Here is a 23,701-nt window from a genome sequence, read left to right as displayed (position 1 = left end):
ATTTCAGGCAGTTGGGACGGGTCAAATGTTAATTGCGGCAAGCCATATTCATTAACACTCCAAAAAAATGGAGGTTATTTGGCATGCAGCTTGGTGCATATTAGCAACCCGCACTAGATCTATTCAATAGATAATTAACTAGAATTATTTGGTTGTTCGCCCCGAAAAAAAGTTCAGAATATCCGGGCTGTCATGTAAATAGAGATGAATATACGCTCTCGTAAGCGTATACAAAATCTGGATATTTACTAGATGCTGGGGCAGCCAAAGGGAGGGAGAACAATTGAAATCATTCAAGAGAGGACTGGGGTTCGTAACTACGACCTTGCTGAGCGTTTCCATGCTGTTCGGTTGCGCGGGGGGCAAGGATACGCCCGATGATGCGGGAAGCGGGGGGACCGATAGCGGAGGAAAGACCGTCATTAACGTTACGTTCCGGGATGACGGGATCGGCGAGAACGGTTCGTTTTATAAATGGCTTAAGGAAATGTCCGCAGCCTTTCCGGACAAAAGCGTCGAGATCCGGCCGGCACCGATCCAGGCCTCCGAAGGCGACTATTTCGCCAAGGTTGCACTGGCGCTGAAATCCAAGGATACCGCGCCGGATATCGTCACGGAGGATACCTTTATTTTGAACTCCGATGCCAGCGCCGGCTACCTGGAGCCGCTTGACGAACGATTGACGCAGTGGGAGGACTGGGGCAACGGCTCGTTCATCGAGGCGATGAAGAAGGGCGTGACCGCCAGCGACGGCAAGGTGTACGGCGTTCCATACAATACGGATTCGCGGGGATTGTGGTATAACAAGGACATTTTCAAGCAGGTCGGGCTTCCGGAGGACTGGCAGCCGAAAACTTGGGAGGATGTGCTGAATGCCGCCCGTACGATTAAGGAGAAGGCGCCGGATATCGTGCCGATCTGGATGAACATGGGCAAGGCGACCGGCGAAGCGACTTCCATGCAGACCTATGAGATGCTGCTCTACGGAACGGGCGAGCGGTTATACGATGATGCAAGCGGCAAATGGATCATCAAAAGCCAGGGTATCCTGGATGCCCTGACATTTGTGGAGAAGGTCAACAAGGAAAAGCTCGGGCCGCCGCTGTCGAAGGTATTGAACGGTCAGGCCGGGAATACCGCATCCCGGGAGTATTTGCCGCAAGGCAAGCTGGCGATATCGCTTGACGGCTCCTGGATTACGGGCAACTATCTCGAAACCGGGGCCGCGCCTTGGCCGGAGTATAAGGATGTGCTGGGGTTCGCGCCGATGCCGACCAGCCAAGGCCAGGCTCCGGGCTCGATCACATTGGCCGGCGGGTGGGCGCTGTCGATCCCAAGCAACTCCAAGAACAAGGATAAGGCCTGGGAATTCATCAAGTTTGCCTTGAACAAAGAAAATACGCAGAAGCTGGTCATGTCCTCGGGCAACATTACGGTCCGCGCCGACGTGGCGAAGGATCCGGAGTATACGAAGATGCCGTTTAACGAAATCGCGACGGAATATTTGCAGAATGCGGAATTCCGTCCGGCACAGGAGAAGTATCCGGAGGTGTCGACGCAAATCCAAACGATGGTTGAATCGGTCGCCACGGGCACCTCGCCGGCTGATGCGATGAATAAATACGCTCAGGACGTTACCCGGATCGTCGGCGCGGAGAAGGTTATAGAGAAATAACCAGGCCCATCCACAATCGTTTAAATGGATGCCAACGCTTGCTCAAGGTCCCGATCGTTAAGGGAGGCCTTGGGCAGGCGGCTTTTCACGATCATCAGGAGAAAAGGGGAGAGCTCACGCATGAGCAGTCTAACGGCGAACGACGCTTTGAATAAGCGCAAACCATCGTACCCTTGGCTCTTTTATCTGCTTCCCTCGATTGCGATCATGCTTGTGTTTTTTATTTATCCGATTCTGCTGACCTTCTATTATTCGTTCACGAACCTGGCGTTAACGGGCGAAGCCGCGAGAGAGCTGAAATTCATCGGATTTGAGAACTATGCAAGAATGTTTCAAGACCCTACTGTTCGCATCAGCATATGGAATACGCTCGTATTCCTGATCGGCTCGGCCGTCATTGGACAGCAGGTGCTCGGCTTCCTGATCGCGCTGCTGATGAAGCAGCGAAACCGGACATTTCGGCGGGTCATCGGCACGATTGTCCTCGCCGGATGGGTGACCCCGGAAATCGTATGCGCCCTGTGCCTGTACAGCTTCTTCGGCGATGAGGGCACTTTGAACGCCATCATCGGCTTCTTCGGGTTCTCCGAAGTGACGTGGCTGTTCACGGTTCCGATGCTGACGATCATTTTGGCGAATATCTGGCACGGCACCGCCTTTTCCATGCTGGTGTTCCAAGCCGCGCTCGACGACGTCCCGAATGAGATCGAAGAAGCGGCAGTCGTCGACGGGGCGTCCAAATGGAAAATCTTCACGAGCATCATCATTCCGTATATTAAAGGGACGATCACGACAAATATGATGCTCGTCACGCTGCAGACGCTCGGCGTGTTCGGGCTGATCTATGCCATGACCGGGGGAGGGCCTGGCAATTCGACGACCACGCTGCCGATCTTCATGTACAACCAGGCTTTTGTCAATTACCAGCTGGGCTATGGAACCGCGATCTCGCTGCTGCTGCTGCTGATCGGCATCGTGCTCAGCCTTCTGTATATTCAATCGATGAAAGAGTAAAGCGGGGGTGAAACGATATGAATGCCAAACAACGCAAGCTCGTGTATCGCATCCTGCCGTATGCCGTCCTTACCGGAATCGGGATATGCTTCCTGCTGCCGCTGCTGTGGGTACTCGTAGCATCCGTCGATCCGAATGCGATGCAGTCGCTGAAGATGCCGAGCCGCATCACCGGGGCGAACTACGCGGAGGTCATCACCAGCAGCGAGAATCAGCGGGCGTTCCTGATCGGCCTTATCATGTCGCTTGGCCAAGCCGTACTGGTTGTTCTGCTGGCGCTGCTCGCCGCTTATCCTTTATCCAGGTATCAGATGAAATATAAGAAGCCTTTCATGCTGACGATTCTGTTCATGACCTCGCTTCCGATAACAGCCGTTATGGTGCCGGTTTACCAGCTGTTCCTGGGGCTGAAGCTGTATGACAATATCTTCGGCGTCATCCTGTTCTATGTGGCGTCGTCCATGCCTTACGGCATCTGGATGATGAAAAATTTCATGGATTCCGTGCCGAATGATCTCGAAGAAGCTGCCTGGGTGGACGGGGCCTCGGTGTTTATCGGCATCCGCAAGGTCGTTGCGCCGCTGATGGTCCCGGGCATCTGCACGGTCGCGATCTTCACCTTCTCCGGCAGCTGGGGCAATTTTTTCGTGCCGTATATCCTGCTCCAGTCTCCGGAAAAATTTCCGGCATCCCTCAAGCTGTACCAGTTCTTCGGACAATACGGCATGGTCGAATACGGCAGTCTTGCTGCATTTTCGGTGCTGTATGCCATACCGGCGATCATCCTGTACATTTTGTCGCAGCAGTTTATGTCGAAGGGCTTCGGGCTCCAAGGCGGAACGAAGGGGTAAGCGACACTCAAAAAGGCACCTCCTTGCAGCCGTTCGGCTGCAAGCGGGGTGCCTTTCCATTCATATTTTGAAAGTGCGTGTCAGTACAGCCGGTAAACTCTGGCTTCATAGGGGCGAAGCTCGATCTGGTCTTGCCGCTCGTCCGGCACGGGCTCGTAATTGGAAATCAGCAGCTCACGCTTTAGGCCTCGAAGGTGCTTTGGCCACTCCATCCTAGGCATGTCGTCAAAAAAATTAAGGATCACGAGAATGGTACCCTGCTCCAACGTTCGGGTATACACATACAAATCGGGATCCAGGGGAAGGAGCAGCTTATATTCTCCGTACACTAGCGCTTTATGCTGTTTACGAAGGGCGATCAGCTGCCGGTAGTAATGGTAGATGGATTTCGGATCTTTCATTGCTAATTCCACATTCACTTCCGTATAATTCGGGTTCACCTTGATCCATGGTTCTCCGGTCGTAAATCCAGCCTGAGGGCCGCCATTCCATTGCATGGGAGTACGGGCATTATCCCGGCTCTTTGCGCGAATGGCCGCCATGATCCGGTCATTCGGCTTGCCTTGAAGCTGGGATTGCCCGTAATAATTCAGGGTTTCGACGTCCCGATAATCGCTGATGGTCTCAAAGGCTGCATTGGTCATCCCGATTTCCTCGCCCTGGTAAATATAAGGGGTCCCTTCCAAGGTAAGCATGAAGGTTGCCAGCATCTTGGCGGATTCGACGCGGAACTGCTGATCATTGCCGAATCGGGATACCGGTCTTGGCTGGTCGTGATTGCCCAAGTAGTTTGCATTCCAGCCCTGGTTATGAAGGGTGGTTTGCCAGCGGCTCATAACTTTTTTAAGTTCAAGCAGGGTCCAGGACCGGGCTTCCCACCTCCCGGTTCCCGTCGAGACGGAATCCAGTGTCATATGTTCAAATTGAAACACCATATCCAGCTCGTGCCGTTTATCCCCAACGTATTGCAGCGCCTGTTCCGGGCCAAGACCCGAGGTCTCCCCGACCGTCATAATGTCGTAATCCATCAGCACTTCCTCGTTCAGCCTTCTCAGCAAATCATGGACTTTTTCCAAATTCGAAAAAAGCTGATAAGCCCTCACGACCGGCAGATGCTGCGGATTATCGGCATTAGGCAATCCCTTGGCTTTCACGATATGAGCGATGGCGTCAAAGCGGAAGCCGTCAACTCCCTTTTCCAGCCACCACCGGATCATGTCGTACAATTCGTTGACCATTTCTTCGTTCGTCCAGTTTAGATCCGGCTGATGCTTGGAATACAGATGCATATAATACTCGCCGGTCTTCTCATCGAACTCCCACACCGAGCCGCTGAAATAAGACTCCCAGTTGTTGGGGAACAGGCCGTTCACGCCCTTGCGCCAGATATAATAATTCCGTTTGGAATTATCGATTGAGGACCTCGACTCGATGAACCAGGGGTGCTTGTCAGAGGTATGGTTCAACACGAGATCCATCATGATTTTCAAACCTCTTGCATGTGCTTCCCATAAGAGCTCGTCGAAATCCTCCATCGTCCCGAACGCCGGATTGATCGCATAATAATTGCTGATATCATAGCCGTTATCCATTCCGGGAGATTCGTAGATCGGGCAGATCCATAGGACATCGATGCCGAGATCCTTTAAATAATCGAGCTTGGAAATAATTCCGCGAAGATCGCCTTTCCCATCCCCGTTGCTATCTTTGAAACTGACGGGATAGATCTCGTAGACGACCGCCTCCTTCCACCAGGCTTCCAGCATTCGCCATTCCTCCTGTCCGTCTAGTAAGTGGTCGAACCGAATAACTCAGCCTTGTCCCCCTTGAAAAGCGGGGTATTTGGTCATGCCGCCGTCCGCAAATAGGGTAATGCCCGTGACATAACTGGATTCAGAAGACGCCAGCCATGCAGCTGCGGCGGCAATTTCCTCCGGCTTGCCGATATACCCAAGCGGAATCATGGCTTCAACACTCGCCTTGGCTGCAGGATCGGAAAATTTGGCAGCATTGATCGGGGTGTCGATTGCCCCGGGTCCAAGGTTATTGACCCTGATTCCCTTCGGCGCGAATTCCAGCGCCAGCGTTTCGGTCATCATCTTGATCCCGCCCTTGCTAGCGGCATAATGGAGAAAATGAGGCCATGGAATCCTCTCGTGTACGCTCGAAACGTTGATAATCCGTCCCTTGATCCGGTGTTCGAGCATGTAATCGATTGCCTCACGGCAGCCTAGAAAGGCCCCGGTTAAATTCACTTCAAGCACTTTTCTCCAGTTATCCAGTGTCAAATCCTCGGAAGGCACCTCGTTTTCGATGCCCGCGTTATTCACCATGACCTCCAAGGAGCCGAAATGATGATGAGCGGCGGCTACCAGCTTCTTCACATCCTCCTCCTTGGTTACGTCGCCATGCACGCCAATGGCTTTTCCGCCGAAGGATTCAATCTTCCGTACGATGGAGTGCACTTCATCCTCGCTGCTGAGGTAATTGATGACTACGTTCATTTTTTCTTGACCGAATCTCAGAGCGATTGCGCGCCCGATGCCGGACGAAGCGCCGGTAATAACGGCCGTGTTTCCCACCAGATCTTTGTACACCATGCATACCTCCTATCGACCGTGTAATGGAATACAATAATATAATTAACCGGATTTCTTCCTTTTCAATATGGGACGAGTGGGATCGAACCGCCCATAGATGATGACAGTCCTGAAGCATGATGTCTGTATACGTTTTCTTTCTTGGAAGTATTTGTTATACTTCATTGCAAGTGATTAGCGTGTTCTGTGCGTGGACGCCGGATTCGTTAATTTGGGGAAGTTCGAGAAAAGGGATCTGCGGAGCAGAAGGGTAGAAGGGGAGAGGGGCAGAAAGCTAGAAGGGTTGAGAGCAGAGGAGCAGAAGAGCTGAAGAGTGTAGGCTCTAACAAAGGAGGAATATGTGCTATGGCAGTCAAACGAATTATGGCTAATATTGAAACGGGACGAATTGCGGAAGCTAAACGTTTCTATCAGGACGTGCTCGGTCTGGAACTGCTGATGGATCACGGCTGGTTTGCTACCTACGGGTCGGCGGAAACGATGCAGGTACAGATCAGCTTTGCCGAAGAGGGAGGATCCGGCACGCCCGTACCCGACCTTTCCATCGAAGTCGACGATGTCGAGGCGGTGTTGGCCGATATGAAAAACGCCGGCTTCCCTGTTGAATACGGCCCAGTGGATGAGCCTTGGGGCGTTCGCCGATTTTTCGTACGCGATCCGTTCGGCAAGCTCGTCAATATTCTGATGCATTGAATCCATATGAGGCGACATCCATCCCGGCATGCATCGGACCACGATTGAGCCCAGAAAGAGCGTACAGTAATGATTCAAACAGCGCCGCCATGTTCCCGTTTGGCCTGCCGGCAGCGCGTAGTCTGTGATATACTGTTTATACAATAAACAATTTAATGGCTTATCGGGACTAACAGCCTTCGGAAAGGACGCATAGGTTATGTCAAAAGATAAAACGACAGAGCAGGATATCGGAGCAATGCTCCCCGGCGGCGCTGCGCTTAGCTGGGGATTGGTCAAGCCCCCTCAGCGCGGGCCGAAGAGGGAGCTGAGCATCCGGCAGATCGTTGACGCTGCAATCGAAATAGCCGATCGGGACGGGTTGTCCGCCGTTTCGATGAACCGGGTGGCATCGTCTTTAGGGTACACCGCCATGTCGCTGTACCGCTACATTCCCAGCAAGGACGACCTTCTGCTGCTCATGCAGGATGCGGTCTGCGAGGTTCCGCTTCCGGATGAGGATGCTCCGGACTGGCGGGACAACATGCGCCTATTCGTCAAATTAAGCATGCAGGTATTCCGGGACCATCCCTGGTTCGGCGACATTCCAATCTCCGGCGTGCCGATAACCCCGAACAATCTCCGGGTCATCGATTGGGGATTGCGCTTCATGAGGGATTTTCCGCTGAATGACTATGAAAAAATCTCCTTCATTCTGCTGCTGAGCAACTATGCGAGATCCAGCGGCCTCATCCAACGGGACATGGATCTTGCGCTCAAATCAGGGTCCACCGCGGAGCGGTTCAGCGGGACGGATTATACCTTGGCGCTGAAGGCGCTCGTGAAGCCCGAGCAGTTCCCGTTCCTGTACCCCGTCATCATGTCCGGCGTCTACACGGAAGAGAACCCGGGAGAGAATCCGATCGGGAACGACATTGATTTCGGGCTGGAGCGCATTTTGGACGGAATCGAGCACTATCTGGAAATGAAGAAGAAGGAGCAGGGGAAGGAGAAGGAGGAGGCTAACGGGTAGCTAGGTTCCGGAAATTATAAGTTTAAGAGATCGTGACAATAGGAAAGAAAAAATGCAAAAGCGATCCGATCGGATCGCTTTTTTGTCCCTGATGGGAGAAGTCATGGACGATTTGAAATTGAGACTTAAGGAATACGCCAACTCCCGGGTGGCATGAGAGATGATGATATTGCTGCTTGTGACAGCCAACGCGAGATGTTCCCTTAGGAGAGGTCAAGCGTTTGCCCATATTACCGGCGGCCCGCTCTTCTGCGGAATGACCACATGCCCCATAGCAATGAGACGAGCAAAATGAGCAAGCACCACCCGATTGCCCATCCGATAAACTCGCGTATCGAAGCTCCCATCAGCAATCCGCGAAGGGACTCGATTACCGGCGTAATGGGCTGGTTGCTTGCAATCCACTGCAGCCATTCCGGCATCGTATCCGTCTTAACGAAGGCGCTGGAAAGGTAAGGCAGAAAGAGCAGGGCGAACCCATAGCTCCCCGCTGCGGCAGGGCTGCCGGCGACCATGCCGATCGCCGCAAACAGCCAGGTGAAGGCGAGGATGAACAAGGCGATAAGGGCTACCGCGAATACCCAATCGAGCATGCCGGCAGTAGGCTTGAAGCCGACGAGCAAGGCAACCGCGAGCACAACGCCGGTTGCCAGCAGATTGCGGGCCAGACTAGCGACGACGTGTCCGGTAATGACACTAACGCTGCGAATCGGCATCGTCCGGAACCGGTCGATAATGCCGTTCGTCATATCTTGCGCGACGTCGACGGCCACCGAGGAGGAGCCGAAGCCCGCGCATAACAGAATAATTCCGGGCACGACGTAGTTTACGTAATCGCCGCTGGAATCGATCGCTCCGCCGAATACGTACGTGAACAGCAGCATCAAGAGCACCGGCAGCAGAATCGCCATCAGCATCGCATCCGCATTGCGGAGGCTGTGGCGGAGGCTGCGTCCGATAAAGACGCTTTGGGTAACGGCAAGCGATGTTTTCTTTGCGGTGTGAACAGGTTTGACAATCATACGATCTCCTCCATTCTCTTTTCAGTCAGCGCGATGAATACTTCATCCATGTTCGGCCTGTGGATGCCGACCCGCGTTTCCGTCGGCAGCTGGCGCATAAGCTCCTGAAGCGTGTTTGCAACATCCCCTATAGATCCGCTCGTGGGAATGCGATGAATGACCTCATCCTCAGCGTTCCGCAGCTCCAGTACCTCGCCCCCGACCCGGGATTTTAGCTCCTCCGGACTTCCTTCCGCCACGATATGCCCCCCATCAAGCACCGCAATCCGGTCGGCAAGCTGATCCGCTTCCTCCAGATATTGCGTAGTGAGGACAATCGTGATGCCTTGGCTTTTCAGCTGCAAAATCATATCCCACAGCGCGCGGCGGCTTCGGGTATCAAGCCCGGTCGTCGGTTCATCCAGGAACAGAACGGGTTTTGGCACGACGAGACTGATCGCCAGATCCAGGCGCCTTTTCATGCCGCCGGAGAAGGTGCCTGCGCGCTTGGATCGTGCCGATGCCAGATCAAAGTAAGCCAGCAGCTCCGTGCTTCGAATGCGGGCCTCTGCTCCCGTGAGTCCGGACAGCCTGCATATCATCCGAAGATTTTCTTCGGCGGTCAACACTTCGTCCACGGCGGCGAATTGACCGGTAAGACTGATCGATTGCTGTACCTTCTCGCGCTCCCGGCTCACATCGTACCCGTTGATATGCAATGTCCCCGCATCAGGAGTGACCAAGGTTGACATGATGTTGACCAAGGTGGTTTTACCGGCCCCATTGGGACCGAGCAGGGCCAACACACTGCCCTCCGGCACTTTCAGATCGATTCCGTCCAGCACCTGCTGGCTGCCGAACCGTTTGTACAGTCCTTGAATTTCCACGGCATATTTCCGCATGATCGACGCTCCTTTATTAATTGTGTATATAATAAACAGTTTATTTCTTAATCAGTATATTGTATAAACAGTTTTATTTCAATATGATTTTTTTTCGTTGGCGATAGGTCCTATAGATATAAAGGAGGGGGCGATGAAGCCTCTTGATGAGATCATGCCGGTAATCCTGAGTTTCATTTTGGACGGAGGTTATTATTCTGTTCGTTCGAATTGAAGGCCCTGTATCAAGAAAATAACCAGCTTTGTTGCAAGGGCGATTAAAGGGGAGAGGAGCTGATAAAGGCAAGAAGCCTCCGCAAGGATGCAATGTACACATCCAGCGGAGGCTCAATCATGCTTGCCTGCAGTATGTTGTTATGACGGGTCTGCCCCGTCCTCAAGCTCAAGCTCGATGACGGTATTGCGTTTGTCCGGGAGCGGGAAGGTGAAGTGCTCCGGACGGGCAAAGCTGACGAATGCATCCTCGGTGAATTCGGCTGCACTCCACGGGCGGCCGAGCAACAGCTCGTAGCCGTCAGCCAGAAGCCGGGCTTTCTTGACCTTGCCCGCCAAGCCGACGAGATTGATCGGCCCGATCGGCTCCTCGAAGACGTGGGCATACAGCTTGTTGCCTTTTTGGGTATACCGTCCCCATTCCGGCTTCGGAAATTCGGCGGCTGCGCATCCGTAAATGCTATCGCTGTTGCGGCTCATCCAATCGCCGATTTCCGCGAGCACATCAAGGCTTTCCTTCGGGATGACGCCTTTGGCGTCAGGCCCGACATTAAGCAGCATGTTGCCGTTTTTGCTGACGCATTCCACCAGCTTGCGGATGATCGTGGTCGCCGATTTGTAGTTGCGGTCAGCGGCCGCATATCCCCAGTTATTGTTCAGCGTAATGCATGCCTCCCAAGGAATGGGTGCGCCCGTTACATCGACAACGCCATGCGGAGGGATGATCTGCTCGGGGGAAGCGAAGTCCCCGCTGTATATGGACGGCTCGGTCGTATAGATGCTTCCGCCGCTCTCGCCGCTGCCCTCCAGCCGATTATCGATCAGGATATGCGGCTGAAGCCCGCGGATCATCTTCATGAGCTCGGTAGCACGCCATACTTCGCCGCGCATATTGTCATATGAGAAGTCGAACCACATAATATCCAGTTTGCCGTAATCGGTCAGCAGCTCGCGGATCTGCCCGTGCATGTAGTCCAAATAGCGGTCAAAGTTGTTCGGATCCCGCTTAAAGGCTTCGTTTCCTCTCATCGGATGAATCCGGTCTCCGAAGGCGGGATAGTCCTCATGATACCAATCGATCAGCGAATAATAGAGCCCGACCTTAAGCCCTTCTTCCCGGAAAGCTTCCAGGAACTCTCTCACGAGATCCCGGCCGGCTTTGGTATTGGTTGCTTTATATTCGGTCAGCTTGCTGTCGAACAAGCAGAAGCCGTCATGGTGCTTGGCGGTCAGCACCGCATACTTCATGCCGGCTTTTTTGGCCGCCTTGGCCCATTCGCGAGGATTATAATCGACGGGGTCGAATTCATCAAAATAGGTCTGATACTGCTCGATGCTCATCTGTTCCGTGCTCCGGAGCCATTCGCCTCTAGCCGGGATCGAATAGAGTCCCCAATGGATAAACATGCCGAAGCGGTCGTTCTGGAACCAACGTACGCGTTCATTTCGTTCGAGGATGACTTGATTTTGCGAAGCGGTAGTTGTCGTCATAGGATCAACCTTTCGGTACTAGGATTTGTCGGGTTTGATTTTAACAAGAATATGTTAGTATGAATAGATAATTACTTAACTCTGACGGGTATTATAATAACTTTGAAGGAACATGGAAGATGAAGAGTGAACGAAGCGAGCAAGAAGCGATTCAGCAGATGCTCTTAAACATGCAGGTTCAAATTTTGGAAGCGAAGAAGACGCAATGCTGGCCGGAGTGGAGAGAGCTGGATTACACCGTGTCCTATAATAAGCTCTATTTCATCCTGGAAGGGGAGGGCTGGGTGAAAATCGGAGAGGAGGAGCTGTATCCGAAGCCCGGCCAATTGATTCTGATGCCGGCCCGGACGAAGCAATCCTATTCCACCATCAGCGACCGGCCGTTTCTGAAATACTGGTGCCATTTCTCGGCCGCCGTAGGCGATGCGGATGTGTTCTCATGGCTGGATGTTCCTAGGTGCTACGATCTGGAACAGCCGCTGGAGATGTCGCATTTGTTTCAAGAGCTGGTGGATGCCCATCATACCGAAACCGTTGCCGCCCGCTTGAAGGAGAAATCGGTTATGCTGGACATCCTCTCCAGGGTGTTCTCCGATCAGGAGCCGCAGATTCATTCGCACCGGACCGGGGACATGGAACGTCTTAATAAGGTGCAGCAGTATGTTAAAGATCATCTGCACGAGGAGATCACGCTGGAACAGATGGCGGGAACCCTGCATTTGCATCCGAATTACTTTATTAAATACTTCAAGCGCCATTTCGGGATCACGCCTCAAAAATATTTAAGCGTCAAACGGATGGAGCGGGCTAAGCTGCTGCTGCGGACAACAAGCCTCAGCATCAAGGAAATCGCCGATGCGACCGGCTTCGAGTCGGCGAATTATTTCTCGAAAACATTCCGGAAAGAGGTGGGCTACAGCCCTTCGGAATATCGAAACAATATCTGAGCGTCCATGGCAACGGCGACGAACGGCTGCCGGGCAGGCAATACAAACAAGGCCAATCGGAACGTACTCCGATTGACCTTGTTTTTTTGCGTCACGTTCATCTGATCAGGGGATGCCTACAGCCCTTTGCCGCCCAGCGGTTTTAGCTTCAGGGGCTCCGCGCCGGCGATCAGCTTGCGGCCGCGCTGCAGCAGCTCCGATGTGTCCGCTCCCTGAAGGGAAGCGGCATGTGCCTCGGCGCTGCTCCATAATTCCGTGACCCATACCGCATTCGGATCGCTGTCCGAAACATTGACGATGTACAGCTCGCAGTCCGCATTATCGCTCAGCATGTCCGCAGCCTCAAGCAAAATGCCTGCCAGCTCGTCGCGCTTGCCCGGATGGGCAATTAATTTTCCGTACATGGCGAATTTCTCCATAGGTATCACTCCTCGTTTGTCTTCATTTCAGTCAACAATGCCTCGTAATGCCGGGCCATGCCGCCCGCAACCTCCCACAGCCGCATGATCAGAGATCTCGGCTCGAGAACGGTCAGGGCTTTGCCATAAGGGAGCAGGAAGTAGGGGACATACGACATCAGGGAATCGGCGGCCAGCCGGAAATGAGCTTCTTCAGGCAGGCGCTTGACCAGGGTGTGCCCGAACAGCCAGTGCTGGCACAATTCGTTCAGCGTAAACTCATGGCCCCGGATGATGACGTATTCCAAGTTCTCCGCATTGCCGGTATCCGGAATCAAACCGCCGAGCAGTACATCCTTGGCCGAGAAGTTATCCGGCCGCTCAAAACGATGATCGGTCAGCTCCAGCCCGGACATGCGATCGACGCGGAAGCTTCGTACCTCCTGGCGTAATCGGCAAAAGCCGGCGGCATACCAATGGCCCTTCCAATGGACGATGCTGTACGGGTCGAATTCCCGGACGGAGGCGTCCTTCTCTCTTCCTTTGGAATAAGTCATCTTCAGCGTGATGCCATGTGCCGACGCATTCTCCAGCGTTCGGAGCAACGATCGGATCTCTTGGCTGACAGGGGGCTGAAGGACAGAGATGCCCCCGCCGTGCAGCTCGATCTGATGAAGCTGCTCCTCGTTCGTATAGCGCTTCAGCTTATGGATGGCCCGCTCCAGGGCTTCCGTAAACGGATAACCCGCTTCTCTTGCGAAAATGGAGGCATGCACGAGCGCTTTCTGCTCGTCCGCATCGAACATGAGCGGGGATTCGGCAAAGGCTCCGAGCAGCCGGTAGCCTCCGTTCGGTCCCGAATCCGCAATGATCGGCGCCCCGCTGGCGCATAGGGAATCGATGCAGCGATAGACCGTGCGGATATGAATTTCCAGCTCATCAGCGATTTGTTGAGCCGTTATTTTTCTGCCCGATCGAAGCATCCACAGGATGGACAGCATATTATCGGCTTTAGCCATCGGTGAACAGCCCCTTTCGCGAATCATGCCGGAAGCCAGTAGAGGCTCTTTTTGGTTTCCGATCCATTAAGGGGAATGCCGTTCAAGCAGCACAGCTCCGAATTCATGCCCTTAGTGGCCTTTTCATCGGGTACAACATCCTGAACGGCGCTCCCGCTTGTATCGATTGTATCGTCTTTAGACGAGCGGGTCCATGCCCTTGTCGATCCAGGTATCATAGGTCGGACCGTAAAGCTCAGGTATCCGGATGCCTGCCTGCCGCATAAGCACGGTCATCTGTCCGCGGTGATGGGCTTGATGGACGATGAGGAATTGCAACGACTCTCCGTTTCCCCATGCCTCTCCAGCGATATCATGCGACACGTATAGATCCTGCTCCGTCCACTGAGACTTCACGGCATCCAAAAAGGCACGGCTTACCCCGCGGTAGCTTTCCAGAATGACGCTCGCGGAATCGGGAATTTGCTGCTCCCGCGACGGGCCTTCAAAACTCAAACCGAGCATGCTCATATACTGAATCGACATGACCAGATGCCAGGCGAGCTGCCCTACTGAACGGTGCTGTTCCGTGATGGACTGCTTCAGCGATTCATCGGTCAAAGCGTTCATTACACGCTCGGTGATTTGAACCTCTTTGGTCCATAGTTCGCAAAAATCCTCGATATTCAACATTCAACCAACCTCGCTTTTTTAGTGGGTTATCCATAGGGCAAGTATATTCCCGAATCCCTGACAGTTACGGTCAGTGATTCTTTGTTTGCACAGGCAATTTCGGCAAACTGGAAGAATTTCACCGGGAGGATGCGTGCTATAATAACTGTAAAAAAGCGGGAGGGACTCGAAATTATGTCATCAGCAGATATTCAATTTACCGGAGGCAACAATATTGCACTGAAAATTCCGAAATTCAAATACGAGGAAACCGTAAGGTTTTACCGGGACGTTTTGAAGCTTCCGTATTTGGGGTTCAAGGACGAATCCCACGCGTTTAGCCTGGGCCCGAACACGCTCTGGCTCGATTGCAAGGACTCCTATCCTCAGAACGATGTGTGGCTGGAAGTGCAAGCGAATGATCCGGAACTTGCGAAGGACTACTTGCGGGAGCAGGGCGTGGATCGGCGGGACGAAGTGGAAATTTACGAAAATTCGAAGGGGTTCTGGATCTCGGATCCGTGCGGGACGATCCTTCGGGTTAATCCGAAGCCATAGGACCGTAGCTTAGAGAGCGGGGGATTCCGAAAAAAACAATAAAAAGCCAAGCGGTCCCGCGACCTTCCGAAAAGGCCGTGGAAACTTGGCTGTAACATTTGACATTGGATAGCAGGCTTATGGTCAAGGCTTCAGGACCACTTTGGTGCAGTCGTCCTCATGCTCATAGAAAATCCGGTAGGCTTCGCTGGCTTTCTCAAGCGGAAAGCGGTGGGAGATAATCTCGGTCGGATCGATCTCCCCGGCCGTGATTTTCTTGAACAGCTCCGGCATATAGTGTATGACGGGCGCTTGCCCCATCGTGAGCGTGATGTTTCGTTCGAAAATATGACCCAGCGGGAACATATTGTATAAAGATCCGTACACGCCGGTAAGCTGTATGGTCCCAAATTTCCGGACCGCTTCGATGGCGATGTCGATGGCGCTCAGCGTGCCGCCCTGGAGCTTCAGCTTTTGGCCGATGGCCTCCATCGCCGTTTTTTTGCCGTCCATACCGACGCAATCAATGACGATATCGGTACCGCCTTTCGTGATTTCGCGAATATACAAGCCCATATCATCGTAGTCCTCGAAATTATAGACTTCAGCCTGGTTCATTCGCTTGGCCTTATCCAGACGGTAGGGCACTCGGTCGATGGCAATGACCCGCTTCGCTCCCTTCATCCAGGCGAACTTCTGGACCATCAGTCCGACAGGTCCGCAGCCCAGCACCGTTACCGTATCACCCGGTTTGACGCCGGCATTTTCAACGCTCCAGTAAGCGGTGGGCAGCACATCGGAGAGGAGGAGCAGCGCTTCATCCTCAAGCTCGCACGATTCCGGAATGACCAGAGGCATGAAATTCCCGTAAGGCACCCGTAAATATTCGGCTTGGCCGCCGGGATAATTCCCGTAGCGCGCGGTGAAGCCGAGGTATCCGCCGGAATGGACATCCGGATTGCCGTTGGAGCTGTCGCATTGACTCTCCATATCGTGATTGCAGTAATAGCAGTGTCCGCATGATACGTTGAACGGAATCACGACCCGGTCCCCTTTTTTGACGCGGGTTACGTTGGAGCCGACTTCCTCCACGATCCCCATGGGCTCATGCCCGATGACATAATCCTTCGCCGCCGGCATACCCCCTAGATAAATATGAAGATCCGAGCCGCAAATCGCCGTCGATGTAATTCGAACGATGATATCGTCCTCGGTTTGGATGGATGGAGCCTCCACCTGCTTCACTTGAATGTCTTTGGCTCCCTGAAACGTAACTGCTCTCATCAAGAATCCCTCCTTAATCAAGATGCACTCGGAAATCTAATACCCGATATGTACATATAGAAACGAACTGCCAAGTCGGCAGGAGATTATTTTGAATCTGCCTCTGGCCATTATCATGCCCCTGCATGATTGTTCCATACGTGCATATCATGGGGCGGCCTGCACGTTTTGGCTAAAACGTACTGCTTTCGTATACGATACGATCGGCATGGGCACCGACTAGACAGATCCCTGCTAATGGAATTGAGCACGCATCGGTTTGTAAAAAAGCGGGAAAAACAAAAACACGGATGCCCCGGTGGGACAATCCGTGCTCTTTATGCGTTCGTTCAGATGTGTGACTGTGTATAGGATGCTGGCAAAGGCTGGCAAGCATTGCGCATAATTAAACCAGCTTCATATACTCCACGATCGTCAGCAAGCCTTTATCGAAATTTTCCAAATTAAAATGTTCGTTCGGCGCATGCAGATTCTCATCCGGCAAGCCAAAGCCCATCATCACGGCAGGGGCGTTCAGCGTGCTGGATAGCTTCTCGACGATCGGAATCGATCCTCCGTCTTTCGTGAACAGCGCGCGTGTGCCGTACACGTTCTCGAAGGCGTCTGCGGCTTTCTGCAGCATCGGATGGCTCGGATCGATGTTGAAGGCGAATGCCTTTTCCTTCGGCTTGAAGGTAATCTTGGCGCCGACCGGGGTGTGGGCATGCAGATGCTTCTCGATCGCGTCGAGAACAGCCTGCGGATCCTGGTTGGCCACCAGACGGCAGGTGATTTTCGCATGGGCTTCCCTCGGAATGACTGTCTTGCTGCCTTCGCCCTGGAATCCGCCGTATACCCCGTTCAGCTCAAGCGTTGGGCGCGCGCCGACGCGTTCCACGAAGGAGAAGCCTTCTTCGCCGTAGAGGGAATTCAGCCCGAGATCCTTCTTGAGCTTCTCTTCGTCAAACTCCTGCTTGGCGAATTCCTCGCGCATTTCAGGGGAAAGCTCAAGCACGCCGTCGTAAAAGCCGTCAACCGCGACGCGGCCTTGCTCGTCATGAAGCGATGCCAGCAAGGACACCATCGCATGCAGGGCGTTCGGCACGCCGCCGCCGTATGTACCGGAATGAAGATCGGTGTTGGCTGTTTCAAGAGACAGCTCGAGGGAGCATAATCCGCGAAGGCCGGTCGAGATCGCAGGCTTGCCCGGAGCAAGCAGGGAAGTGTCCGAGATCAGAATCGCATCGGCAGCCAGCTTGTCCTTGTTGTTATCGAGATACAGCGGCAGGTTCGGGCTGGATACCTCCTCCTCCCCTTCGATACAGAACTTAATATTGACAGGCAGCTCCTTCTCCTGCTTCAAAATGGCTTCGACCGCCTTAACATGCAGAAACAGCTGGCCCTTGTCGTCGGTAGCTCCGCGTGCGTACAGCTTGCCGTTCCGTATCGCAGGCTCAAACGGCGGCGTCTCCCACAGGTGAAGCGGATCAACGGGCTGGACGTCGTAATGGCCGTAAATCAGCAGGGTCGGCTTTCCTTCCGCGTGGAGATAATCGGCGGTAATGATCGGGTGTCCGTCCGTCTGGTGAATTTCAACATGCTCGAGTCCCGCATCGGTCAGCTTGCCTGCAAGCCATTCCGCAGCTTTAGCAACATCGCCTTTATGCTCGGACAGGGCCGAGATGCTCGGGATCGACAGCCATTCTTTCAGTTCGTTAAGATGAGTCTCCCGGTGTTCAGCGAAATACGCTTTATAATCAACGCTCATGATGGTTCCTCCTTCGATTTACATTGGCATTCGAAAGATGCCGTATCTTCTTATTCTAACCGTTTTTCGGCGAATGCGAAATATGAGGCGGAAGAAGGATGCCATTGGCTGGGACAGAAGCAAAAGGATACGCCCGCATTTCCGCGGCGTATCCCGTCTTGTGAAGCCCTGATTAGAATTCCTCGGCAAAAATATCCCAGCCGTTTCCGATGACCTGACGACGGGGGAGCTGCTCCTGCGGCTGCCGCCCGGAGGAGTGTTGAAACTGATGCTGGAAATGGCGCTCTTGCTGCTCGAGCAGCTGCTCCTGCTGCTGTTGAAACATATCGTAATAATCGCGTTTATAATGCTGCTGAATCATTTCGCCCTGAACCTGCCCTTGGTTCGGGCAGTCTTTCGGAGGGCCGATCACGACCGTATCCTTAATTGGCGCAAGGGTTTCTTTCACTTTCGCCTCATTCAGGCAGTACGTGTGCGCGAAGACGCTGGCCGGTGTCAGCCGCAGAAGATCGGACCCGCCGATGAACTCCGGAACCGGAGCGTCAAAGATGGCCAATAAATGCGTATCGTCAGCCGTAGCGATTTCGTAATGCCACCAGCCTTGAGGCACGAGGGCGACCTGACCCGGCGTAATCGGAAAATTCAACAGCTCCTTCGTAAACGGGTTGATTATGGAGACCGTTGCCGCGCCCGTGACGGCATACACTAATTCGGATGCGTTCTGGTGGATGTGCGGCTCCACGACATTGCCCCTGCTGAGATAGATATCCAGCAGCGAGGCATTGCCAAGCGTATTCAATTGATTGATGGATAGGGAATTGATGAAGTTCTGGCTATCCTTCGTGAAAAATCGGTTTTGGTTGACGTCGTAAGTAAACCGTACAGACGGCGAAGTGAAATCCATATAAGACACTGCCATAGCTGCTTCCGCCCTTCTTTTTTCGGAGTAGGCATGAACCTATAGAATACGGTATGACGGTGGACAGAAGGGCGTGAGCCCATTTTTTACGAAGGCTGCAGGCTAAATGGCGGATTGCTTTGAGATAAAGCCATAAATATGCCGGAGCGGCTCGTGTCTTTTTCAAACCGAAAGACGGCTCTCGCTTTCATGAACCACAGCTTTCGCTTTCATAAATCACTGCGAGCTGTCTCCTAACGCGCCTGTTAATCAGGCGGCTGGCGATTCGGACAGCGGCTTTCTTCTCCCGGCGGAGAAGCTGACCAGTCCTGCTGCCAAGCCAAGCGCAAGCACAAGCGCCCCGAGCCATGGGTGGTATTGGAGCGTGGAGGATGCGTTGACCATGAAGCCGCCGGCTCCGGCACCAGCCGCAAGCCCCAGGTGAATGATCGACGTATTCAAGCTCAAGATCAGGTTCGGAGAGCCCGGGGCCTGCTGGATGAAATAGCTCTGTACGGCCGGACCCGCAGCAAACATCGAGATGACCATCATGCCGATGAAGGGAAGGCCGATCAGAGGGGAGTGCAAGAGCGGGAGAATGGCGAATACCCCGATGTGGATCATCATGCTGGCGATGATGACTTTGGAAGCGCCGAACCGGTCCACGCCATATCCTCCAAGCTTTGCGCCGACGGCGCCCAAAACGCCAAACACGAGCATGACGATGCTGATTCCTGCTGGAGGAATCCGGAAGATATCCTGCAGGAATGCCGCAATGAAGGTAAATAACACCGAATTGCCGGATTCCCGGAAAAGCGTAAGGAGCAGGGCGCTGACAATGACGACGCTGCCGAGGACCTTGAACTGCTGATGAAACGGTACCGGCTCATCGCCTTCCACATTAGGCAGGAGACGCGCGAGAAGGAAAACAATCAGCAGGCTGAGCAGGGCCAGCAGCAGGAAGATGGCCTGCCAGCTTAACGCATTTGCGATCATTATGCCGATCGGAACCCCAAGCACCATGGCGCTGCTGAAGCCGAGAACGATCGTTCCGATGGCACGGCCGAGATGCTCAGGAGGCGTCAGCTTAGCGGCCGCTCCCATGGCCGACACCAGATATACGCCCGAGCTCACGCCCAGCAGGACCCGGGATCCCATTAGCAGCCATATGTCATGGCTGGCAAAGGAAACGAGGCTTCCGGCGATATATACCAGGAGCGAGCCAAGCAGCACCTTTTTTCGGTTCATGCGTGCGGTAAGGGACACCAGGATCGGTGTTCCGATGGCAAAAGAAAGCGAATAGGCCGTAATCAATTGGCCGGCGAGCGCAAGCGAAATATGCAAATCCTCCGATATGGGGTATAAGATGCCGGAGACAACCAGCTCGGAGGTAGCGGTTAAAAACACCCCGAGCGTAACCAAATACATTGTGAGTCGGTTCATTCGAATCCATCCCTTCAGCTTTGTGGAATATCCGAGTTTACCGGATCATGGCTAGCACATGCCGATTCGGATGTTTAACATACGCGAGATCTCTTTGTGTTTGTATTATAAGTAAGCCCCATATATTATGTAAGAAGGCAAATAAAATAGATATTATCCAACTTGTTTGATTAACTAACGATTAGTAAGTTTGAGAGGAGGAATGAAGCAGTGAGCATGTTAAGGAATGAGGTTCAGGGAACAGAAAGCCATGCTGAGCAAGAGCAAATTCATCAGCCTCAAAATAACCATGGGGCTGGTGAAAACTCGGACCTGTACGATTTCAAGCACATCTGCACGGTTCTACAAATACTCGGCGCAAAATGGGCCTTTCTCGTCATCGCGCAGCTGGCGCAGGGACCTAAACGGTTCAACCAGCTTCATCGGGACGTCGCGGTCGTGAAGACGCAGTCCCTCACCAACGTGCTGCGGCATCTGGAGCTTTCCGGGATCGTCTCCCGGACGGTAATTCCGACCGTGCCGGTGTCGGTGGAGTACGCCTTGACGGCAAAAGGCATGGATTTCTTGGATTCATTGACGGCAATGGAGCGCTGGGCCAAGAAATGGGGAGCCGAGCCGCTTCGGCAGACCCAAACCTAACCGGCAGGCAGCCGGAAACAAGCTCAATTCACGGGATGTCACCCCAGGAATTGAGTTTTCTTTTTTATGAAAATTTCGTATTCTTATATATAACTTTTTCAAGTATGTGAGAACACTGGAGGTGAAATGACGGATTGGGAAAGCCGAAAGCCAACCTGCTGACCAAACTGCTGATTTCCTATTTTCTTGTGCTGTTGTTTCCGATTGCCATGATTTTGTTCTATTACTACCCATATTCCGCCGATGTCGTAAAGGAGAAGGAGCTGGACTGGAATGCGCATATTACCGAGCAGTTCATGACCTCTATGGATACGTTCACGCGGTATGTGTATAACCTGCCGTACGAGCTTGTCCAGAACCGCGAATTCAGGATGTACAAGGCGGAGGAGAGCGACTATCAGCGCGTGCTCATTGCTAATGAAATGAAAAAATACAACGCAACCGATGCCTTTATCTACAACACGCTGCTGTATGTGAAGAACATCGGTTATTTGTTTTCCAAGACTGGAAGCGCATACAGCGTGCAGGATTTGGCGATCCCTGGCGTGGGATTCTATTATGAGGACTGGCCGCATGAGGAGATGGTAGACACGCTGAACACATTAAACCAGCCCATCGTGCGCCCGGTGGAGAACGTCATTATTCCCGGCCATAACCGGCTGAGGCTGCTAACCTTTCTTCAGCCGCTCCCGGTCGGCGGCTCCAATTCCCCGGGCGCCGTCCTTATTATGGTCCGGGAGGACACGATCCTTCGGATGATGCGGTCGGTGTCCGAAATTTATACCGGGGATTTTTTTATTTTTGACAATGAAGGACGGCCTCTTGTCGCTTCAAACAAGAAGATCTACGAGGCGTCCGATGATATGTCGGCGCTCGTAAAGGGCATGGGAGCAGACCCGGGGGCCACATCCGGAATTGAGCGGATCAACGGGATTTCGTATCTCGTCTCGACGTCGGTATCGGATAAGAACGGGTGGAAATATGTGAGCCTGATTCCGGTGTCGGAATCGCTGCAGGGCCTTCGGACCATCCAATGGAACACGGCCCTCCTCGTCGGGCTTGTTTTGCTGTTTGAGGTTATCGTGGTCTACATATCCATCCGCAAAAATTATCATCCGATCAAGCGCCTTGTCGATGTGGCGGTCAGCTTGTTCGAGCCGCAGCAGCGAAGGCCCATGAACGAGATCGATACGATCCGCTATACGCTAAACGAGCTGTCCGCCGCCAACAGCAGACTTGACGAGAGGGTGAAGGGAACGTTACCGATTATGCGGGACAATATTCTGTTCGGGCTCGTCGTCGGGCAATACGGGACATGGGAGGCGTTCGCTCAGGAAGCGGACAAGGTCGGAGTCGCGTTTGACGGTTCCCAGCCAGGCAGCGAAACCAAGCCTCAGGGCTCCCCCTTTCATGATCCTCCATCTCCGATCGACCCGGCCCAAGAAGCACCACCTGCTGCTGTGCCGTTCGTCCCAGCCCAAGAAGCATCATCGCCTGCTGCTTCGGTTCTTGAGACGATGCAGGGGGGCGATCCGGCTCTGCCTGGCGGTACCATTCTTACGGTGGCCGTGCTGGCGTGCGAATCCGAGGAAGAGTTCAATACTGCGGCGGATTTCTGCAGGCAAGCCGAGGATCGCTGGCCTGACGGCGTGAACGGATATTTTTGCAGAAGCGTGTATCATCATGAAATCGTCCTGATTTGCGCTCATCCACCGAGCTTTCCGCTTCAAGCTTTTTTGACGCAGCTTCAGGAGGAGCTCGTCGGCGCAGAGGGGACCCGGGTGATGATCGGTATTGGCAGGCCGGGAGATTACCGCTGCCCGAGGGCGGCGCAAACGTCATATTTGCAGGCGCTCCGGACGGTTGAGCATGTGCGGGTTCGCGAAACAGCGCCGGTGCTGACCTTTGACGAGATCGGAGCAACGCATTCCGGCGCCGTCTCTTACGTAGCCGAGATGCTGCAGTCGCTGGAGCTCTCCATCCTGAAGAACGAGCCCGAGATGGTGGCCGGCTTGACCGAACGGCTGATCGGGTATATCCGCAGTGACGGCATGCCGCCGCATATGATCCGAAGCGTGTATTTAAACACGGTGACCGTCATCATCAACGGCCTGCAGCGCTTCCGCCGCGAAGATCAAACCCTGCTGCGGCTGACAGACGCAGCCTTCAAGCCGCGTTATACCATGGAGCAAATGACCGGAATTATTCGCGAGAGCAGCTTGAAGCTGTGCGAATTCATCCGGGACACGGTCCCTGCCGCACGTACGGCGACACGGGAAGAGATCCTGGCGGTCATCGATGAAAAAGGGTTGGATCCGAGCTGCTCCCTGCAGCTGATGGCTGACCACTTCGGCATGTCCGTATCGAATTTCAGCCACCATTTCAAGAAAACGATGGGACAAAATTTCAAGGAATACATCGAGCGGCTTCGCATTCAAACATCGATTCAGCTGCTGCGGGAGACCGACGAAACGCTGGAGTCCATCGCTCAGAAGTCGGGATACACCAATACCTCGAGCTATATCCGGGCCTTTAAGAAAATCATGGGCACCACGCCGGGGCAATACCGGAATACTCACAAAGATGCATGAGGACCGATGGCGTGAGCGTGTCCGCCCTAAGGACGCTAGGCACGCGATTCTCTCCCGGCGCGCGCTGAAATAATGGCTGCTGGACGCTCATATTC

General features: G+C 53.5%; 21 protein-coding genes. 9 read left to right on the top strand and 12 right to left on the bottom strand.

From position 1 onward, the window contains the following. Positions 1-283 precede the first annotated feature (283 nt). The 3 genes from NST08_RS21530 to NST08_RS21520 all read left to right on the top strand — a co-directional run bounded on the left by NST08_RS21530 (position 284) and on the right by NST08_RS21520 (position 3,540). Positions 284-1,675 carry an ABC transporter substrate-binding protein gene (locus tag NST08_RS21530; RefSeq protein WP_251537786.1) on the top strand — a complete coding sequence of 464 codons (1,392 nt, stop codon included), beginning with the start codon at positions 284-286 and terminating at the stop codon, positions 1,673-1,675. A 120-nt stretch (positions 1,676-1,795) separates the two neighbouring features. Beyond that, on the top strand, positions 1,796-2,689 hold the full coding sequence (locus NST08_RS21525; RefSeq protein ID WP_341342287.1) for a carbohydrate ABC transporter permease: 894 nt from the start codon (positions 1,796-1,798) through the stop codon (positions 2,687-2,689). 17 nt (positions 2,690-2,706) lie between these two features. Beyond that, the gene (locus NST08_RS21520; protein WP_251537784.1) at positions 2,707-3,540 is read left to right on the top strand and encodes a carbohydrate ABC transporter permease; all 834 of its coding nucleotides are present in this window, start codon (positions 2,707-2,709) and stop codon (positions 3,538-3,540) included. Positions 3,541-3,620: 80 nt separating this feature from the next. Here the strand turns inward: NST08_RS21520 and NST08_RS21515 are convergent, their stop codons facing one another. Both NST08_RS21515 and NST08_RS21510 read right to left on the bottom strand, forming a co-directional pair. Then, a complete protein-coding gene (locus tag NST08_RS21515; protein ID WP_251537783.1) occupies positions 3,621-5,306 on the bottom strand; it encodes a glycoside hydrolase family 13 protein in 1,686 nt (561 codons plus the stop codon). Between the two features lie 45 nt (positions 5,307-5,351). Next, entirely contained in the window at positions 5,352-6,137 is a 786-nt protein-coding gene (locus tag NST08_RS21510; RefSeq protein ID WP_432806780.1) for a glucose-1-dehydrogenase, read from the bottom strand. Between the two features lie 348 nt (positions 6,138-6,485). Here NST08_RS21510 and NST08_RS21505 point away from each other — a divergent pair, with 348 nt between their 5' ends. Further along, positions 6,486-6,833 carry a VOC family protein gene (locus NST08_RS21505; RefSeq protein ID WP_007127577.1) on the top strand — a complete coding sequence of 116 codons (348 nt, stop codon included), beginning with the start codon at positions 6,486-6,488 and terminating at the stop codon, positions 6,831-6,833. A 199-nt stretch (positions 6,834-7,032) separates the two neighbouring features. Beyond that, positions 7,033-7,845 carry a TetR/AcrR family transcriptional regulator gene (locus tag NST08_RS21500; protein WP_007127578.1) on the top strand — a complete coding sequence of 271 codons (813 nt, stop codon included), beginning with the start codon at positions 7,033-7,035 and terminating at the stop codon, positions 7,843-7,845. A 230-nt stretch (positions 7,846-8,075) separates the two neighbouring features. On the opposite strand, the gene NST08_RS21495 is transcribed toward NST08_RS21500, so the two are convergent. From NST08_RS21495 to NST08_RS21485, 3 genes are all read right to left on the bottom strand, one after another. Further along, on the bottom strand, positions 8,076-8,867 hold the full coding sequence (locus NST08_RS21495) for an ABC transporter permease (protein ID WP_251537781.1): 792 nt from the start codon (positions 8,865-8,867) through the stop codon (positions 8,076-8,078). Continuing rightward, the gene (locus NST08_RS21490; protein ID WP_251537780.1) at positions 8,864-9,748 is read right to left on the bottom strand and encodes an ATP-binding cassette domain-containing protein; all 885 of its coding nucleotides are present in this window, start codon (positions 9,746-9,748) and stop codon (positions 8,864-8,866) included. The genes NST08_RS21495 and NST08_RS21490 overlap by 4 nt, the downstream gene beginning before the upstream one ends. A 354-nt stretch (positions 9,749-10,102) precedes the next feature. Next, positions 10,103-11,452, bottom strand: coding sequence for an alpha-L-fucosidase (locus NST08_RS21485; RefSeq protein WP_007127581.1), 1,350 nt, complete (start codon positions 11,450-11,452; stop codon positions 10,103-10,105). Between the two features lie 119 nt (positions 11,453-11,571). Here NST08_RS21485 and NST08_RS21480 point away from each other — a divergent pair, with 119 nt between their 5' ends. After that, a complete protein-coding gene (locus tag NST08_RS21480) occupies positions 11,572-12,399 on the top strand; it encodes an AraC family transcriptional regulator (protein WP_007127582.1) in 828 nt (275 codons plus the stop codon). A 116-nt stretch (positions 12,400-12,515) separates the two neighbouring features. On the opposite strand, the gene NST08_RS21475 is transcribed toward NST08_RS21480, so the two are convergent. The 3 genes from NST08_RS21475 to NST08_RS21465 form a co-directional block, all read right to left on the bottom strand. After that, positions 12,516-12,818 carry a putative quinol monooxygenase gene (locus NST08_RS21475; RefSeq protein ID WP_007127583.1) on the bottom strand — a complete coding sequence of 101 codons (303 nt, stop codon included), beginning with the start codon at positions 12,816-12,818 and terminating at the stop codon, positions 12,516-12,518. Between the two features lie 5 nt (positions 12,819-12,823). After that, positions 12,824-13,816 carry a WYL domain-containing protein gene (locus NST08_RS21470; RefSeq protein ID WP_144867501.1) on the bottom strand — a complete coding sequence of 331 codons (993 nt, stop codon included), beginning with the start codon at positions 13,814-13,816 and terminating at the stop codon, positions 12,824-12,826. A 177-nt stretch (positions 13,817-13,993) separates the two neighbouring features. Further along, entirely contained in the window at positions 13,994-14,488 is a 495-nt protein-coding gene (locus NST08_RS21465) for a DinB family protein (RefSeq protein ID WP_341342286.1), read from the bottom strand. Between the two features lie 174 nt (positions 14,489-14,662). Here NST08_RS21465 and NST08_RS21460 point away from each other — a divergent pair, with 174 nt between their 5' ends. Then, a complete protein-coding gene (locus tag NST08_RS21460; protein ID WP_007127586.1) occupies positions 14,663-15,025 on the top strand; it encodes a hypothetical protein in 363 nt (120 codons plus the stop codon). 123 nt (positions 15,026-15,148) lie between these two features. On the opposite strand, the gene NST08_RS21455 is transcribed toward NST08_RS21460, so the two are convergent. The 4 genes from NST08_RS21455 to NST08_RS21440 form a co-directional block, all read right to left on the bottom strand. After that, positions 15,149-16,288 (bottom strand): zinc-dependent alcohol dehydrogenase, encoded by a 1,140-nt coding sequence (locus NST08_RS21455; RefSeq protein WP_213613494.1) that lies wholly within the window; start codon positions 16,286-16,288, stop codon positions 15,149-15,151. Between the two features lie 385 nt (positions 16,289-16,673). Next, positions 16,674-18,035 carry a dipeptidase gene (locus NST08_RS21450; RefSeq protein WP_341342285.1) on the bottom strand — a complete coding sequence of 454 codons (1,362 nt, stop codon included), beginning with the start codon at positions 18,033-18,035 and terminating at the stop codon, positions 16,674-16,676. A 172-nt stretch (positions 18,036-18,207) separates the two neighbouring features. Then, positions 18,208-18,954, bottom strand: coding sequence for a cupin domain-containing protein (locus NST08_RS21445; RefSeq protein ID WP_341342284.1), 747 nt, complete (start codon positions 18,952-18,954; stop codon positions 18,208-18,210). A 249-nt stretch (positions 18,955-19,203) separates the two neighbouring features. After that, positions 19,204-20,376 carry an MFS transporter gene (locus tag NST08_RS21440; RefSeq protein ID WP_341342283.1) on the bottom strand — a complete coding sequence of 391 codons (1,173 nt, stop codon included), beginning with the start codon at positions 20,374-20,376 and terminating at the stop codon, positions 19,204-19,206. 210 nt (positions 20,377-20,586) lie between these two features. Between NST08_RS21440 and NST08_RS21435 the strand changes: the two genes are divergently transcribed. Next, positions 20,587-21,015 (top strand): winged helix-turn-helix transcriptional regulator, encoded by a 429-nt coding sequence (locus NST08_RS21435; RefSeq protein ID WP_007127592.1) that lies wholly within the window; start codon positions 20,587-20,589, stop codon positions 21,013-21,015. A gap of 134 nt (positions 21,016-21,149) precedes the next feature. Continuing rightward, positions 21,150-23,606: an AraC family transcriptional regulator gene (locus NST08_RS21430; RefSeq protein ID WP_341342282.1), complete on the top strand. Its 2,457-nt coding sequence runs from the start codon at positions 21,150-21,152 to the stop codon at positions 23,604-23,606. Positions 23,607-23,701 lie beyond the last annotated feature (95 nt).

The sequence above is a fragment of the Paenibacillus sp. FSL K6-1566 genome (genome assembly GCF_038050475.1).
Taxonomy (GTDB): Bacteria; Bacillota; Bacilli; order Paenibacillales; family Paenibacillaceae; genus Paenibacillus_AQ; species Paenibacillus_AQ lactis.
Note: the sequence above shows the minus strand (reverse complement) of the source record. Positions and strands in the feature narration are given on the sequence as shown.